Origin of the sequence: Cedecea sp., from assembly GCF_036500665.1 — a bacterium.
Lineage (GTDB): Bacteria > Pseudomonadota > Gammaproteobacteria > Enterobacterales > Enterobacteriaceae > Cedecea.
Map to the genome: position 1 here is coordinate 57,719 of NZ_DASYBS010000029.1, position 14,614 is coordinate 72,332.

The window sequence follows — 14,614 nt, forward strand, 5'->3', positions numbered from 1 at the left end:
ACCAGATGGTTAAAGAGGAAAAGATGACTCAACAGACCCCCTTATTTGAACAGCACACGCTTTGTGGCGCCCGCATGGTTGATTTCCACGGCTGGATGATGCCGCTGCACTACGGCTCGCAAATTGATGAACACCACGCGGTACGCACCGACGCCGGTATGTTCGACGTTTCCCACATGACCATCGTCGACCTGCAGGGCAGCCGTACTCGCGAATTCCTGCGTTATTTGGTCGCCAATGACGTCGCCAAACTGACTCAGCCAGGCAAAGCGCTTTACACCGCCATGCTCAATGCTTCCGGCGGCGTAATTGATGACCTGATTATCTACTTCTTCACCGAAGACAGCTTCCGCCTCGTGGTTAACTCCGCCACCCGTGAAAAAGACCTTGCCTGGATTAACCAACATGCTGAGACGTATGGCGTGTCCGTTACCGTGCGCGATGACCTGTCGCTGATTGCCGTTCAGGGCCCGAACGCGAAGGCCAAAGCCGCCACGCTGTTTAGCGAAGAACAACGTAAAGCCGTTGAAGGCATGAAGCCGTTCTTTGGCGTGCAGTCCGGCGATTTGTTCATCGCCACGACCGGCTACACCGGCGAAGCGGGCTATGAAATTGCGATGCCTAACGAAAAGGCCGCAGAGTTCTGGGCGCAGCTGGTTGAAGCCGGCGTTAAGCCTTGCGGGCTGGGCGCTCGCGACACGCTGCGCCTGGAAGCGGGTATGAACCTCTACGGCCAGGACATGGACGAAGGTGTTTCTCCGCTGGCTGCCAATATGGGCTGGACTATCGCCTGGCAGCCGGAAGATCGTGATTTCATCGGCCGTGAAGCGCTGGAAGCGCAGCGCGCCAGCGGCACTGAGCAGCTGGTTGGCTTGATCATGACCGAAAAAGGCGTATTACGTAATGAGCTGCCGGTACGGTTTATCGACGCGCAGGGTAATACTCACGAAGGTGCTATTACCAGCGGCACCTTCTCGCCTACGCTCGGTTATAGCATTGCGCTGGCCCGCGTACCGGCCGGCATCGGTGAAACGGCGATTGTGCAGATCCGCAACCGCGAAATGCCGGTCAAAGTCACCAAACCTATTTTTGTTCGCGCCGGTAAGCCGGTTGCGCTTTAAATTTTGAAATCAGGTATCAGGAGAAAACAATGAGCAATGTGCCGAACGAACTGAAATACAGCAAAGAGCACGAATGGCTGCGTAAAGAAGCTGACGGCAGCTACACCGTGGGCATCACCGAACACGCGCAGGAACTGCTGGGCGACATGGTGTTTGTGGACCTGCCTGAAGTGGGTGCCACCGTTTCTGCCGGCGATGATTGTGCCGTTGCCGAATCCGTGAAAGCGGCTTCTGACATCTACGCCCCAATCAGCGGTGAAATCGTCGCGGTTAACGACGCGCTGAGCGACAGCCCGGAGCTTGTCAACAGCGAGCCTTACGGAGAAGGCTGGATCTTCAAAATTAAAGCCAGCGACGAAGCACAGGTTGCCGCGCTGCTGGATGCTTCTGCCTATGAAGCGCTGTTAGAAGACGAGTAATTTTTAAACCCCTCTCCCCGGCGAGAGGGGAAAACATTTCAGGAATCACCGCTCATGACCCAGTCTTTACGTCAGTTAGAGAATCACGAAGCGTTTATCGACCGTCACATTGGCCCGAACGCGCAGCAGCAGCAAGAAATGCTGGACACCGTCGGGGCGAAGACGCTCAACGACCTGATCGCCAGCATCGTTCCGCAGGACATTCAGCTTGCCGAGCCGCCTCAGATTGGCGCCGCTGCGACCGAATTTGCCGCGCTGGCTGAATTAAAAGCCATCGCCAGCCGCAATAAACGCTTCAAAACTTACATTGGCATGGGTTACACCGCGGTACAAACGCCGCCGGTGATTCTGCGTAACATGCTGGAAAACCCGGGCTGGTACACCGCCTACACGCCTTATCAGCCGGAAGTTTCCCAGGGCCGTCTTGAAGCGTTGCTGAACTTCCAGCAGGTCACGCTTGACCTGACCGGCATGGACATCGCTTCTGCTTCGCTGCTTGATGAAGCCACCGCGGCGGCAGAAGCTATGGCGATGGCCAAACGCGTCAGCAAGCTGAAAAACGCTAACCGCTTCTTTGTGGCGTCCGACGTTCATCCACAAACGCTGGACGTTGTGCGTACCCGCGCGGAAACCTTCGGTTTTGACGTCATTGTTGATGACGCAGCGAAAGTGCTGGATCACCAGGACGTGTTTGGCGTGCTCCTGCAGCAGGTTGGCACTACCGGTGAAGTGCATGATTACACCGCGCTGATTGCCGAGCTGAAACAGCGCAAAGTGGTGGTGAGCGTTGCCGCAGACTTTATGTCGCTGGTCATGCTGACCGCACCGGGCAAACAGGGCGCGGACATCGTGTTTGGCTCCGCGCAGCGCTTCGGCGTACCGATGGGTTACGGCGGCCCGCACGCGGCGTTTTTCGGTGCACGTGACGAATTTAAGCGTTCCATGCCTGGCCGTATTATCGGCGTCTCCCGCGATGCCGCCGGCCGCACCGCGCTGCGCATGGCGATGCAAACCCGCGAGCAGCACATCCGCCGCGAGAAAGCGAACTCCAACATCTGTACTTCTCAGGTTCTGCTGGCGAACATTGCCAGCCTGTATGCGGTCTTCCACGGCCCGGCCGGGCTGAAGCGCATTGCAGGCCGCATTCACCGCCTGACCGACATTCTGGCCGCTGGCCTGCAGCAGAAAGGCCTGGTCCTGCGCCACAAGCACTGGTTCGACACCCTTTGTGTTGAAGTTGCCGATAAAGCCGCCGTGCTGGCGCGTGCCGAAGCGCGTGAAATCAACCTGCGCAGCGACATCCTGAACGCGGTGGGCATCACCCTTGATGAAGCCACCACCCGTGAAGACGTTGTGGCCCTGTTCGACGTGCTGCTGGGCGATGCTCACGGCCTGGACATCGACAAGCTGGATCGCGACGTTGCCAACGACAGCCAATCCATTCCGGCACCGATGCTGCGCGACGACGAAATTCTGACTCACCCGGTCTTTAACCGTTATCACAGCGAAACCGAGATGATGCGCTACATGCACTCTCTTGAGCGCAAAGACCTGGCGCTCAACCAGGCGATGATCCCGCTCGGCTCCTGCACCATGAAGCTGAACGCCGCCGCCGAAATGATCCCGATCACCTGGCCGGAATTTGCTGAACTGCATCCGTTCTGCCCGGCAAACCAGGCTGAAGGTTATCACCAGATGATCGCCCAGCTGTCCGACTGGCTGGTGAAACTGACCGGTTACGATGCGCTTTGCATGCAGCCGAACTCCGGCGCGCAGGGCGAATATGCAGGCCTGCTGGCTATCCGCCGCTACCACGAAAGCCGCAACGAAGGCAGTCGTAATATCTGCCTGATCCCAAGCTCCGCGCACGGTACCAACCCGGCCTCCGCGCAGATGGCGGGCATGGAAGTGATCGTCGTGGCCTGTGATAAACAAGGCAACATCGATCTGCAGGATCTGCGTGCTAAAGCCGAACAGGCTGGCGAAGCGCTCTCCTGCATCATGGTGACCTACCCGTCGACCCACGGCGTGTATGAAGAAACCATTCGCGAAGTTTGCCAGATTGTTCACCAGTTCGGCGGCCAGGTGTACCTGGACGGGGCGAACATGAATGCCCAGGTCGGGATCACCACGCCGGGCTACATTGGCGCAGATGTTTCGCACCTCAACCTGCACAAAACCTTCTGTATTCCACACGGCGGTGGCGGCCCGGGCATGGGCCCAATCGGCGTGAAAGCGCATCTGGCTCCGTTTGTGCCAGGCCACAGCGTGGTGCAGATTGAAGAGATGCTGACCCAGCAGGGCGCGGTTTCCGCGGCTCCGTTCGGCAGTGCCTCTATCCTGCCAATCAGCTGGATGTACATTCGCATGATGGGCGCGGATGGCCTGAAGAAAGCCAGCTCCGTGGCGATTCTGAACGCCAACTACATCGCGACTCGCCTCAAGTCCGCTTACCCGGTGCTGTACACCGGCGCGAACGGCCGCGTGGCTCACGAATGTATTCTGGATATTCGTCCGCTGAAAGAAGAAACTGGTATCAGCGAGCTGGACATCGCCAAGCGCCTGATCGACTTCGGCTTCCATGCGCCAACCATGTCGTTCCCGGTGGCGGGCACGCTGATGGTTGAGCCGACCGAATCCGAAGGCAAAGTGGAGCTGGACCGCTTCATCGACGCCATGCTCTCTATCCGCAGCGAAATTGACCGCGTGGTAGCCGGCGAATGGACGCTGGAAGACAACCCGCTGGTGAACGCGCCGCACACTCAGGACGAAATCGTTGCCGAGTGGGCGCATCCGTACACCCGCGAGCTGGCTGTGTTCCCGGCAGGCCACGGCAACAAATACTGGCCAACCGTGAAGCGCCTCGATGACGTTTACGGCGACCGTAACCTGTTCTGCTCCTGCGTGCCGATGAGCGAGTACGAATAGTTTTAACAACTTGATGAGGGGCACTTCGGTGCCCTTTCTTGTTTCTGGAGAGTCGCATGAAGATAGCTCTGGTCACCGGCGGCAGCCGGGGAATCGGCAAAGCCACCTCGCTTTTGCTGGCCCGGCATGGCTATAAAGTTGTGGTTAACTACCTTCGCAATAAGCAGGCTGCGGATGAAGTGGTAAATACGATAATTGCCAACGGCGGCGAAGCGCTGGCGCTGCGGGCGGATATTGCCGATGAGCTTCAGGTGATGGCGATGTTTGCTGAAATCGATAACGCGTTTGGGCCGGTGACCGCGCTGGTGAACAATGCCGGGATCCTGTTTCAACAATCGACGATTGAGAACCTGACGGCGGACCGTATTAACCGCGTGCTGGCCACTAACGTCACCGGATATTTTCTCTGCTGCCGGGAAGCGGTGAAACGCATGGCATACCGCCACGGCGGGGAAGGCGGGGCGATTGTTAACGTTTCTTCTGCCGCGGCCCGTTTAGGGGCTGCTGGGGAATATGTTGATTATGCAGCGTCTAAAGGGGCGGTCGATACGTTGACCACCGGGCTGGCGGTTGAAGTTGCCGCACAGGGCATCCGCGTGAACGGCGTGCGGCCGGGCTTTATTTATACCGAAATGCATGCCTCCGGCGGAGAAGCGGGGCGAGTTGATCGGGTGAAAACGGCATTGCCGATGCAGCGCGGCGGCCAGCCGGAAGAAATAGCAGAAGCCATTGTTTGGCTGCTGAGCGAGAAGGCTTCTTACGTGACCGGTACGTTTATTGATGCGGCAGGTGGGAAATAAGATCGCTACGCCAGAAGAGGGTGAGACTGGCGTAGCGTAAGGCTTATTGCTTGCTCATGCTGTCTTTAGCCATACCGTCTTTGGCCATGCTGTCTTTGCCCATATGGTCTTTGCTCATGCCGTCTTTCTTCATCCCATCTTTGGACATGCAGTCTTTCTTCATGCTGTCCTTGTTCATGCCGTCTTTACAGGTGTGGGTCATTTTGCCCATCCCGTCTTTGGCCATAGAATCTTTGCTCATCGAGTCGGCCGCGTTGGCACCGGCAATCCCGAACAGCATGGTGGAGCACAGCAGGGCAGCGTAGATCTTTTTCATTTTTTGATTCCTTACGTTCACAGTGAGAGACAGAGAATTAACTACCGCCGAACCAGTTATAGCCCTGGTCTTCCCAGTAGCCGCCGGGGTAGCGATTGGTGACTTCAATGACCTGAATATGCTTCGGGTTCTTGTAGCCGAGTTTGGTTGGGATGCGCAGTTTCATCGGGTAGCCGTATTTGCGCGGCAGGACTTTGCCATCCCAGGTTAAAGCAATCAGCGTTTGCGGGTGCAGCGCAGTGGCCATATCGATGCTGGTGTAGTAATCATCCGCACATTTAAAGCTGACGTATTTAGCCCGCAGATCCGCGCCAATACCTTTCAGGAACAGGGCAAAGGGCACGCCGCCCCACTTGCCGATGGCGCTCCAGCCTTCAACGCAGATGTGGCGAGTGACCTGGCTCACCTGTGCCATTTGGTGAAGCTGTGCCAGGGTCCACGGACGCTTGTCGGTAATCAGCCCGGCAAGCTCAAGGCGATAGCTGTCGCCGTTGATATCCGGCGCTTCGTCCTCGCCGTAAAAGGCGTTAAACGGGAAGTTAAGGTCGATCATGCTTTCCGGGTAAACCGGTGCCAACTGGCTGCCGTTAAACAGCCAGGCCTGAATTCGGTCGTTAAAACGTGAAATCTTGCCGAGCGAGCTTTCAACCGTGGCGTTATCGCTAATATCACAGCCGGTTAGCATCGCGACGCCGCCGAGCGTTAAGCCCTGCTTTAAAAAACGACGGCGGCCTTCCTGCGAGAGCTGCTTATTAATCAGCTGCGTCGCTTCTTTAATGATTTCGTTTTTATCGCTCATGTTTCTTCCTCAGCGGCCACGGAGCATGGCGAGCAACGTGCGGGGTACCAGCGCCACCATCAGCAGATGAATCACCACGAAACCGACCAGCGCGGACATAGCGTAAAAGTGGATAAACCTCGCCGTGTCGTAGCCGCCAAGCAATTCTCGCAGCAGGGCAAACTGCACGGACTTCCACACCACCAGGCCGGAAACAACCAGCAGCAGACAGTCGGTGATAACAAACAGATAGGCCGCCTTTTGCACCATGTTGTAATGGCTCAGGTCGGCGTGGGCTAATTTCCCCCGTAGCGCCGCCAGGGCATCCTGGAAGAATTCACGAGGTGATAAAGGCCAATATTTCTGCTTAAAGCGGCCGCTGAAGAGGTTGCACAGCAGGTAAATCACGCCGTTGACCGCAAACAGCCACATCCCGGCGAAGTGCCACTGCAGCGCGCCACCCAGCCAGCCGCCGAGGGTGAGTTCGTTGGCAAACTGGAAATGAAACAGCGGAGAGGCGTTATAAATGCGCCAGCCGCTGGTGACCATAATCAGTATCGCCAGCGCATTCAGCCAGTGGCAAAGCCTCAGCCATAGCGGGTGAATGAGCGTTGGGGCGGTATGCAGCGTTGAGCTTTCCATCGTCCGGCTTCCTCGTGATTCGATGCAGCGAGTATTGGCCGGATTTGTTCCCCATTGCCTCACGCAAAGTTAAATTAAATGTGACAACTTAACCGACGCGAGTTGTGTAAACTTTGGCTATGCCAGGCGTGTGGGGACGGACAAAGTGAATCAGGCAAAAAAAATCTTAATCGTGGAAGACGACGAAAATATCGCCGAGCTTTTGCAACTGCATTTGCGGGAAGAAGGCTTTGAGATTGTGCATGCCGCCGACGGCAATGTCGGGCTGGAAAAGTTGAGACAGGGCGGCTGGGATGCGTTGATTCTCGATCTCATGCTGCCCGGCGTCGATGGCCTCGAGATTTGCCGTTTTGCCAGAAGCATGACGCGCTACACGCCGATTATCATGATCAGCGCCCGCTCCAGCGAAACGCACCGCGTGCTTGGGCTTGAGCTGGGCGCGGACGACTACCTGGCGAAACCGTTTTCAATGCTTGAGCTGGTGGCCCGCGTGAAGGCGCTGTTCCGCCGCCAGGAAGCCATGAGCCAGAACCTTAAGATAGATGCCGGGACTTTGACCTTTGGCACTCTTTCTATTGACCCTCTGGCCAGAGACGTTCGCCTGAATCAACTACCGGTAGAGCTAACTCCGCGAGAGTTTGACCTGCTTTATTTCTTTGCCCGTAATCCGGACAAAGTGTTTTCGCGGCTGAATCTGCTCAACCAGGTTTGGGGTTACCAGCACGAAGGCTACGAGCACACCGTTAACACCCATATCAACCGCCTGCGCATTAAGATTGAAGACAACCCGGCGGAGCCGAATTTCATCCGCACCGTGTGGGGTAAAGGCTACAAATTTACCGCCCAGATACGTGAGTAACCCTATGCGAATCCTTACGCTTTCCCGGCGCCTGACGCTGGTTTTCGCCGTGCTGCTGCTGACCGCCTGCGCCTTTTTGGGCTGGCTGCAGGTCCGTACCAGCACGCAGTACAGCCAGGCCGTTATCCAGCAGCTTTCCGGTGACCTGGCTCAGCACATCAACCAAAGCTACCCGCTGCTTGGGCAGGACGGGCTGAACAAAGACTCGGTGCGAACGTTGTTTGATCACCTGATGGCGGTGAATCCCAGCGTGGAGGTTTACCTGCTGGATAAGCAAGGCAATATCATTGGTGACGCAGCGCCGGATGGGCATATAAAGCGTCACCAGGTCGATCTCACGCCGCTTCAGGCCGCGCTGAAAGGCGGTAAGTTCCCGCTTTACGGCGATGACCCACGCAGCCTCGATGGGCAAAAGGTATTTAGCGTGGCGCCGATGCTGCGCGACGGCAAGCTGGAGGGCTATCTCTATGTTGTGCTGCTGGGGGAAACCTATAATCAGCTCGCCAACAGCGCCCAGTTTGATGCTGTACTGAAGCTCAGCCTGCTGTTGTTGAGCCTGATCTGCGTGCTGGGGCTGGTGGTTGGCGGCCTGGCATTCCGTTGGATCACGCGCCCGCTACGCGAACTTTCGCAGCACGTTAAGGCCCTGGAATCGGGCGGTATGGCAGAAATGCAGGCGATGGCGGCGCTCCCGCAAAATCCACAGCAGAACGGTGATGAGCTTGCCCAACTCCGTCACGGGGTGATTGCCATGGCGGGGCGAATCTCCGAGCAGTGGCATAGCCTGACGCAGCAGGATCAGCTGCGGCGCGAGTTTATCGCCAATATTTCTCATGACCTGCGTACTCCGCTGACGTCGCTGCACGGCTATCTTGAAAGCCTGTCGGTAATGTCTGCCACCCTGAGCGAGGCCGATAAAAAGCGTTATCTGGATATTGCCCTCGCGCAAAGCCAGAAGGTGGGCTCGCTGGCGCAGTCGCTGTTTGAGCTGGCCCGCCTGGAATATGGCGTGGTGAAGCCGCACAAGGAGAGTTTCTCTATCAGCGAACTGCTGCAGGATGTTTTCCAGAAATTTGAGCTGCCGGCGCAGACTCGCCAGCTTGAGCTTTTGGCTGACATTCAGCCTGGATTGCCGCTGATTGAAGCCGATGTCAGCATGATTGAGCGTGTGTTGACCAATCTGTTGGACAATGCGATCCGCCATACGCCGGACAAAGGCGTGATTTCGGTGCGGTTATGGAAGGAGCTGGATAAAGTGATGGTGCAGGTTAGCGACAGCGGGCCGGGTATTCCGCAGGAGCTAAAAGAAGGGCTGTTTGTAAGGCCTTCGATTGTGCATCAGTCCCGACTCAGGGTCGGCGGGCTTGGCCTGATGATCGTCAGACAAATGCTGCAACTGCACGGCAGCGATATTTCCCTGGTCGACCTGCCGCAGCGCGGAGCCTGCTTCCGGTTTGGCCTGCCTGTTTAAGTAAAAAAGGCGCCATAAAGGCGCCCTTAAGGTTGATGACAAACAGCCGAAAAACGTGGTTTTCGACTGTTTGGGGCAAACCAGAGAACATTATTCATTGTTTTTATTAGACCTGGGTTCGGACTTTTTTAGAACAATGAACTTTGTCAGCGGTCTCAAGGCGCCATAAAAGCGCCTTTTGCTTAGAGATTCTCGCCGTTGCTGGCTATCACTTCTTTGTACCAGTTGAAGCTCTTCTTGCGGGAGCGAGACATATCGCCGGTGCCGTCGTCGTGTTTGTTCACGTAGATAAAGCCGTAGCGCTTGCTGTACTGGCCGGTGGTAAACGACACACAGTCGATGCAGCCCCACGGCGTATAACCCATCAGGTCCACTCCATCGTAGGTCACGGCTTTTTTCAATTCTTCAACGTGAGCACGCAGGTAATCAATACGGTAGTCATCGTTGATGGAGCCGTCGGCTTCGACCTTGTCGTAAGCGCCAAAGCCGTTTTCTACGATGAACAGCGGCTTCTGATAACGCTCATACAGTTCGCACAGCGCATAGCGTAGGCCAACCGGGTCAATCTGCCAGCCCCAGTCGGAGGCTTTGACATGCGGGTTCGGCACGCTACCCTGGAAGCCGGAAAGTGCATCGCCGCTGCCGCCCTCGGCCTGAACGGCATTAGTCATGTAGTAGCTAAACCCGAGGTAATCGCAAACACCCTCGCGCAGGATCTGCTCGTCACCGGCTTCCATTTTGATGTTGAATTCGCGGCGTTCCCACTCGTTCAGCACGTAAGAAGGGTAATAGCCACGCAGCTGAACGTCGGTAAACACGTAACGCTCGCGCATCGACTCCTGGGCGTACATCTGATCTTCTGGCTTACAGGAGAAGGCGTACAGCGGCACCATCGCCAGCATGCAGCCAATCTTCATTTCCGGGTTGATGCGGTGGCCGATTTTCACCGCCATTGCGCTCGCCACAAACTGGTGGTGCAGCACCTGGTACATCACCTCTTCCGGGTTGTCGTGCTCGGTGTAAACCACGCCAGAGCAGCAGTAGCCGAACAGCGGCGCGCGCCAGTTACGCTGGTTGTTGATTTCGTTAAACGTCATCCAGTACTTCACTTTGCTCTTGTAGCGCTCGAACACGACCTCGGCGAAACGAACAAAGAAATCGACCACTTTACGGCTGGTCCAGCCGCCGTATTCGGTGACCAGATGGTGCGGCATTTCGAAGTGGGAGAGGGTGATGACCGGCTCGATGTTGTATTTCAGCAGCTCATCAAACATATCGTCGTAAAATTTCAGGCCAGCTTCATTAGGCTGGCGTTCGTCGCCATTAGGGAAAATACGGGTCCAGGCAATCGAGGTGCGGAAGCACTTGAAGCCCATTTCGGCGAAAAGCTTGATGTCTTCTTTGTAGCGGCCATGAAAATCAATTGCGTCATGGTTTGGATAATATTTACCGGGTACAACCTGCTGTGTTATCTCGCGCGGTACGCCGTGGGCGCCGCCCGTCAGTACATCACAAATGCTCGGGCCTTTACCGTCTTTGTTCCAGCCACCTTCCACCTGGTGAGCGGCAACCGCGCCGCCCCATAAAAAGTCCTTCGGTAACTTCAGTTGTTTCATATTATTTCATCTCATCGTTAGCGCAGGAGATAATGTGCGTTGAATCACACTGTGGCGCTGAATTTATTATTTCTGTTTTGGAGTCTAACAAATGAAATGGGATTGTCACGATATAACAAATAGCGTGAGTTGTGATTTGTCACAAATAAAAAACAGGATGTTTTTTATAGCATTCTTTTCGCCAAACGGCGGCCAATGGTTTCAAGAATATAAATAACGGGAATTTGTGTAGTGATGTCATAAACTCCGGCAATACGTACCGGTGGAATATGCCAGGAAATATTAAAGTCAGCTAACTTAGCCAGCGACGAGTTCTCATGGCTGGTGATAGACATCACTTTACAGTGATGGAGGCTGAACTGGCTGGCAAAGCGTAAGATCTCTTCCGTCTCGCCGGAAACCGAAAGTACAATAGCCAACGCGTTACGTGCCATATCGTTGGTAACCGGGAAATAAGGATCATCGATATGGTTACTGAATTTACCGACGTTAGAAAAGAAGCGTGCGCCGTATTTTGCTAATGCACCTGAAGTTCCCGCACCGACAAAAATAATACGCTCAGATGAACATATAATATCTACCGCGTGGTCGATGAGAGTATCAAATTCTTCGTTATTGGTGCTTTTAAAAAAGCTGATGATTTCGCTGCTGCCGAAATTAGCTGGCTGTGATTCCGTTTGCTCCAGATATAATTTAAAGCGAACGCGAAACTCGGAATACCCCTCACAGTTGAGCTTGCGGCAAAAACGCAGCACGGTGGTGGTGGAGACGCCTGCGGCATCTGCCAGCTCACGGATGGTCATGTACATCACTTTGTCTTTGTTTTTAATGACAAAGTTGTAGACCATCATTTCCAGACCGTTCAGGTTGGCGATTGCCGCGTGGGTAAACATACTCTCTCTTCCTGCTGAGTCGACTTTTGCTAACGGCCAGGGCTAACGCAGCCAGCCTTTCTCGTGTGCCAGATATAATTGGCGTTCGACATGTTGCCATAATTCCGGCCAGCTTTCTCCCACCTGTGCGTTGCGGGTTAATACCTGCTGCAGGGAAATATTATTCTCCCGCCAGCTTTGCCCTTCGTTATGCAGATTCAGCAGGATAGGCAAAATACGATCCAGCGCTCCGGCAAAACGCGCATCAGGGCTGGTGCCCGACTCATATTCTTCCCACAGCGCGAGGAATTGTGGCCCTTGTGGCGCGGGTAATAAACCAAACAGGCGGCGTGCGGCCGCGGCTTCTTTGTCGGCAATGGCTTCACGGGCGGCAATGTCGTAAACCAGTACATCGCCAACGTCGATCTCCACGATGTCATGCAGCAGCGCCATCTGAATCACTCGCTGGATATTCACGTCTTCCCTGGCCCAGGGCGCAAGGCTCATCGCCGCCAGGGCAAAATGCCAGCTGTGCTCCGCGGAATTTTCATGGCGTTCATGGCCGATGATTTTGGTACGGCGCTGAACCAGCTTGAGCTTATCGATCTCCATCAAAAAATGGATGACCTCACTCATCTCGCCAAATGCCTGTTGCATCGTGTTTTTTCCTGTTTTTTACGCTGTCGTTTGATTGTAAAAGAAATCATCCAAACTGACGAACCGAGGTCGTCACAGGCGCTCACACATTTATTTTAGCTTACATGTGTTCACTGGAATCATTCTCAGTTAGGCTAGTGGTGCTGCTTTATTCTTCTATATCTCCGGGAGGAGCCAGATGGCTCGCAAACCACTTATCGCGCATGGATATTCTCTGGCTGAGGAAGTAGCCAACAGCATCAGCCACGGTATTGGGCTGGTGTTCGGCATCGTTGGCCTGGTATTGCTGCTGGTGCAGGCGGTTGACGCCAACGCCAGCGTGACAGCGATTACCAGCTACAGCCTTTACGGCGGCAGCATGATCCTGCTGTTTCTTGCCTCAACGCTCTACCACGCCATCCCGCACGAGCGGGCTAAACGATGGCTGAAAAAGTTCGACCATTGCGCCATCTATCTGCTTATTGCCGGTACCTACACGCCTTTTTTACTGGTGGGGCTCAACTCGCCGCTGTCAAAAGGGCTGATGATTGTTATCTGGGGCCTGGCGCTGGCCGGGATCCTGTTCAAGCTCACTATCGCCCACCGGTTTAAGGTGCTGTCGCTGGTGACTTATCTGCTGATGGGCTGGCTGTCGCTGGTGGTTATCTACCAGATGGTGGTCAAGCTGGCGCCGGGCAGCGTGACGCTACTGGCGATTGGCGGCATCGTTTATTCGCTTGGGGTTATTTTCTACGTCTGCAAACGCATTCCGTACAACCATGCTATCTGGCACGGGTTTGTGCTGGGCGGCAGCGTTTGTCACTTCCTCGCGATTTATCTCTATATCCGCTAAAACGCTCAACCCGCGATAAAACAAAGCCCCCTGTTTTAGGGGGCTGAGACTGCTGACAAAGTTCATTGTTCTAAAAAAGTCCGAACCCAGGTCTAATAAAAACAATGAATAATGTTCTCTGGTTTGCCCCAAACAGTCGAAAACCACGTTTTTCGGCTGTTTGTCATCAAGCTGAGCCCCCTGTTTTAGGGGGCTCAGCTTTCGATTAACTTTCTTCCAGAGAATAAGGCAGCGGCTCAAGTGCCAGCCTGCCGCTGGCATCGTCACGCACGCGCAAAACGCTGTCCGGTTCGAGATCGTTATTCAACACTGCCTGCAACAGCAAGCGACCATCGTCTAACAGTCCGGCAGCAAGCACGGTGCCGGTACGACGCCAGTTCTCACCCATCTGCAGCTCAAGGTCTTCCCCGGTTTCCGGGACGCGGCCTGCGGTACCGGTCAACAGCCAGAGGGCTCGTTTGTTCGCCCCCCGAAACTTCGCACGGGCGACCATTTCCTGGCCAGTGTAGCAGCCCTTTTTGAAGCTAATGCCGCCCAGCGCCTGAAGGTTGGTCGCCTGTGGAATAAACTGCGCGCTGTTGGCGCAATCGATAACCGGCAAACCACCTTCGATTTCCAGCGTCAGCCACTGCTGGCTGTCATTGAGCTGGGCTTCGCCGCGCAGTTTCTCGGTCAGGCTCTGTGCCGTTTCTTCATCGGTAACAATCAGGAAGCGTTCCGCAGGCAGGTTCAGCCATAACAATGTTGTTGCGCCATGCTGAACAACTTGAGTCTGTTCGTCCGGCAACGTATCGAAAACGACAGCAAGCGCAGAACGTGCCTGGAAACCGGCCAATCCTAACAGGACGCTGGTGTCATCCGTGGTGAAGGTCACTTTGGAGAAGACGGCATATTTCTTCAGCTCCGTCAGTTGGGCATCCCGCAGGTTGCGGCGCTCAATAAAAGTGAAGCCTTCACCGCGGCGGAACAGGCGAAGGTTACTCCACATCTTCCCTTTGGCATCGCAATGGGCACACAGCAGATGCTGGCCCGCATCAAGCTTAGCCACGTCAGCGGTGACCTGACCCTGCAGATATTTCTCTGCGTCTGCACCTACGGCGGTGACGAGAGCCCAGTCATCAAGCGTCATCAGCGTCAGCGGCAGACGGGCTGCGGCACTGGGCTGGCGAGGAGGAAACGGATTAAAAGCCATAACAAAGATCCCGGGTTATCCAACGGTTTAATCTCTCAATGGTAAAAGAGCCAGAGGGCAATGCAAGCAGTTTGATAACGCCATTCGTGCGTTTACGAGCAACCCCGAGGA

General features: G+C 55.2%; 14 protein-coding genes. 7 read left to right on the plus strand and 7 right to left on the minus strand.

From position 1 onward, the window contains the following. Nucleotides 1-23: 23 nt before the first annotated feature. Genes gcvT through VGM55_RS04845 form a run of 4 tightly spaced genes read left to right on the plus strand, consistent with a single transcriptional unit; the run spans nt 24 to nt 5,268 of the window. Nucleotides 24-1,121, plus strand: coding sequence for a glycine cleavage system aminomethyltransferase GcvT (gcvT, locus tag VGM55_RS04830; protein WP_154189311.1), 1,098 nt, complete (start codon nt 24-26; stop codon nt 1,119-1,121). Nucleotides 1,122-1,150: 29 nt separating this feature from the next. Then, the gene (gene gcvH / locus VGM55_RS04835; RefSeq protein ID WP_008461608.1) at nt 1,151-1,540 is read left to right on the plus strand and encodes a glycine cleavage system protein GcvH; all 390 of its coding nucleotides are present in this window, start codon (nt 1,151-1,153) and stop codon (nt 1,538-1,540) included. A 54-nt stretch (nt 1,541-1,594) separates the two neighbouring features. Continuing rightward, entirely contained in the window at nt 1,595-4,468 is a 2,874-nt protein-coding gene (gcvP, locus tag VGM55_RS04840) for an aminomethyl-transferring glycine dehydrogenase (protein ID WP_154189310.1), read from the plus strand. A 56-nt stretch (nt 4,469-4,524) separates the two neighbouring features. Then, a complete protein-coding gene (locus VGM55_RS04845) occupies nt 4,525-5,268 on the plus strand; it encodes an SDR family oxidoreductase (RefSeq protein ID WP_154189309.1) in 744 nt (247 codons plus the stop codon). A 43-nt stretch (nt 5,269-5,311) separates the two neighbouring features. On the opposite strand, the gene VGM55_RS04850 is transcribed toward VGM55_RS04845, so the two are convergent. The 3 genes from VGM55_RS04850 to VGM55_RS04860 are packed head-to-tail and all read right to left on the minus strand — an operon-like array spanning nt 5,312 to nt 7,004. Beyond that, nucleotides 5,312-5,584: a pentapeptide MXKDX repeat protein gene (locus VGM55_RS04850; protein ID WP_331634770.1), complete on the minus strand. Its 273-nt coding sequence runs from the start codon at nt 5,582-5,584 to the stop codon at nt 5,312-5,314. A gap of 37 nt (nt 5,585-5,621) precedes the next feature. After that, the gene (locus tag VGM55_RS04855; protein ID WP_154189308.1) at nt 5,622-6,383 is read right to left on the minus strand and encodes a molybdopterin-dependent oxidoreductase; all 762 of its coding nucleotides are present in this window, start codon (nt 6,381-6,383) and stop codon (nt 5,622-5,624) included. A gap of 9 nt (nt 6,384-6,392) precedes the next feature. Beyond that, nucleotides 6,393-7,004 (minus strand): cytochrome b/b6 domain-containing protein, encoded by a 612-nt coding sequence (locus VGM55_RS04860; RefSeq protein ID WP_154189307.1) that lies wholly within the window; start codon nt 7,002-7,004, stop codon nt 6,393-6,395. 145 nt (nt 7,005-7,149) lie between these two features. Between VGM55_RS04860 and VGM55_RS04865 the strand changes: the two genes are divergently transcribed. After that, nucleotides 7,150-7,863 (plus strand): response regulator transcription factor, encoded by a 714-nt coding sequence (locus VGM55_RS04865; RefSeq protein ID WP_061275694.1) that lies wholly within the window; start codon nt 7,150-7,152, stop codon nt 7,861-7,863. A 4-nt stretch (nt 7,864-7,867) separates the two neighbouring features. Next, complete coding sequence (locus VGM55_RS04870; RefSeq protein ID WP_154189306.1) at nt 7,868-9,334, plus strand: sensor histidine kinase; 1,467 nt, start codon at nt 7,868-7,870, stop codon at nt 9,332-9,334. Between the two features lie 182 nt (nt 9,335-9,516). Here VGM55_RS04870 and VGM55_RS04875 read toward each other — a convergent pair whose 3' ends face one another. The 3 genes from VGM55_RS04875 to VGM55_RS04885 all read right to left on the minus strand — a co-directional run bounded on the left by VGM55_RS04875 (nt 9,517) and on the right by VGM55_RS04885 (nt 12,479). Continuing rightward, entirely contained in the window at nt 9,517-10,950 is a 1,434-nt protein-coding gene (locus tag VGM55_RS04875; RefSeq protein ID WP_331634771.1) for a 6-phospho-beta-glucosidase, read from the minus strand. A gap of 164 nt (nt 10,951-11,114) precedes the next feature. Further along, a complete protein-coding gene (locus VGM55_RS04880) occupies nt 11,115-11,843 on the minus strand; it encodes a MurR/RpiR family transcriptional regulator (protein ID WP_038479136.1) in 729 nt (242 codons plus the stop codon). 42 nt (nt 11,844-11,885) lie between these two features. Next, nucleotides 11,886-12,479 (minus strand): HD domain-containing protein, encoded by a 594-nt coding sequence (locus tag VGM55_RS04885; protein ID WP_154189303.1) that lies wholly within the window; start codon nt 12,477-12,479, stop codon nt 11,886-11,888. Between the two features lie 178 nt (nt 12,480-12,657). On the opposite strand from VGM55_RS04885, the gene trhA reads away from it, so the two are divergent. Further along, the gene (trhA, locus tag VGM55_RS04890; protein ID WP_154189302.1) at nt 12,658-13,311 is read left to right on the plus strand and encodes a PAQR family membrane homeostasis protein TrhA; all 654 of its coding nucleotides are present in this window, start codon (nt 12,658-12,660) and stop codon (nt 13,309-13,311) included. 205 nt (nt 13,312-13,516) lie between these two features. Here the strand turns inward: trhA and ygfZ are convergent, their stop codons facing one another. Continuing rightward, on the minus strand, nt 13,517-14,503 hold the full coding sequence (gene ygfZ, locus VGM55_RS04895) for a tRNA-modifying protein YgfZ (RefSeq protein ID WP_331634772.1): 987 nt from the start codon (nt 14,501-14,503) through the stop codon (nt 13,517-13,519). Between the last annotated feature and the right edge of the window lie 111 nt (nt 14,504-14,614).

What these genes read in the sequence shown, in the direction of transcription:
- gcvT (WP_154189311.1), top strand. Translation starts at nt 24, where the DNA reads ATGACTCAACAGACCCCCTTATTTGAACAGCACACGCTTTGTGGCGCC.
- VGM55_RS04850 (WP_331634770.1), bottom strand. Translation starts at nt 5,584, where the DNA reads ATGAAAAAGATCTACGCTGCCCTGCTGTGCTCCACCATGCTGTTCGGG.
- gcvH (WP_008461608.1), top strand. Translation starts at nt 1,151, where the DNA reads ATGAGCAATGTGCCGAACGAACTGAAATACAGCAAAGAGCACGAATGG.
- VGM55_RS04875 (WP_331634771.1), bottom strand. Translation starts at nt 10,950, where the DNA reads ATGAAACAACTGAAGTTACCGAAGGACTTTTTATGGGGCGGCGCGGTT.
- VGM55_RS04860 (WP_154189307.1), bottom strand. Translation starts at nt 7,004, where the DNA reads ATGGAAAGCTCAACGCTGCATACCGCCCCAACGCTCATTCACCCGCTA.
- ygfZ (WP_331634772.1), bottom strand. Translation starts at nt 14,503, where the DNA reads ATGGCTTTTAATCCGTTTCCTCCTCGCCAGCCCAGTGCCGCAGCCCGT.
- VGM55_RS04880 (WP_038479136.1), bottom strand. Translation starts at nt 11,843, where the DNA reads ATGTTTACCCACGCGGCAATCGCCAACCTGAACGGTCTGGAAATGATG.
- VGM55_RS04855 (WP_154189308.1), bottom strand. Translation starts at nt 6,383, where the DNA reads ATGAGCGATAAAAACGAAATCATTAAAGAAGCGACGCAGCTGATTAAT.
- VGM55_RS04845 (WP_154189309.1), top strand. Translation starts at nt 4,525, where the DNA reads ATGAAGATAGCTCTGGTCACCGGCGGCAGCCGGGGAATCGGCAAAGCC.
- VGM55_RS04870 (WP_154189306.1), top strand. Translation starts at nt 7,868, where the DNA reads ATGCGAATCCTTACGCTTTCCCGGCGCCTGACGCTGGTTTTCGCCGTG.
- trhA (WP_154189302.1), top strand. Translation starts at nt 12,658, where the DNA reads ATGGCTCGCAAACCACTTATCGCGCATGGATATTCTCTGGCTGAGGAA.
- VGM55_RS04885 (WP_154189303.1), bottom strand. Translation starts at nt 12,479, where the DNA reads ATGCAACAGGCATTTGGCGAGATGAGTGAGGTCATCCATTTTTTGATG.
- gcvP (WP_154189310.1), top strand. Translation starts at nt 1,595, where the DNA reads ATGACCCAGTCTTTACGTCAGTTAGAGAATCACGAAGCGTTTATCGAC.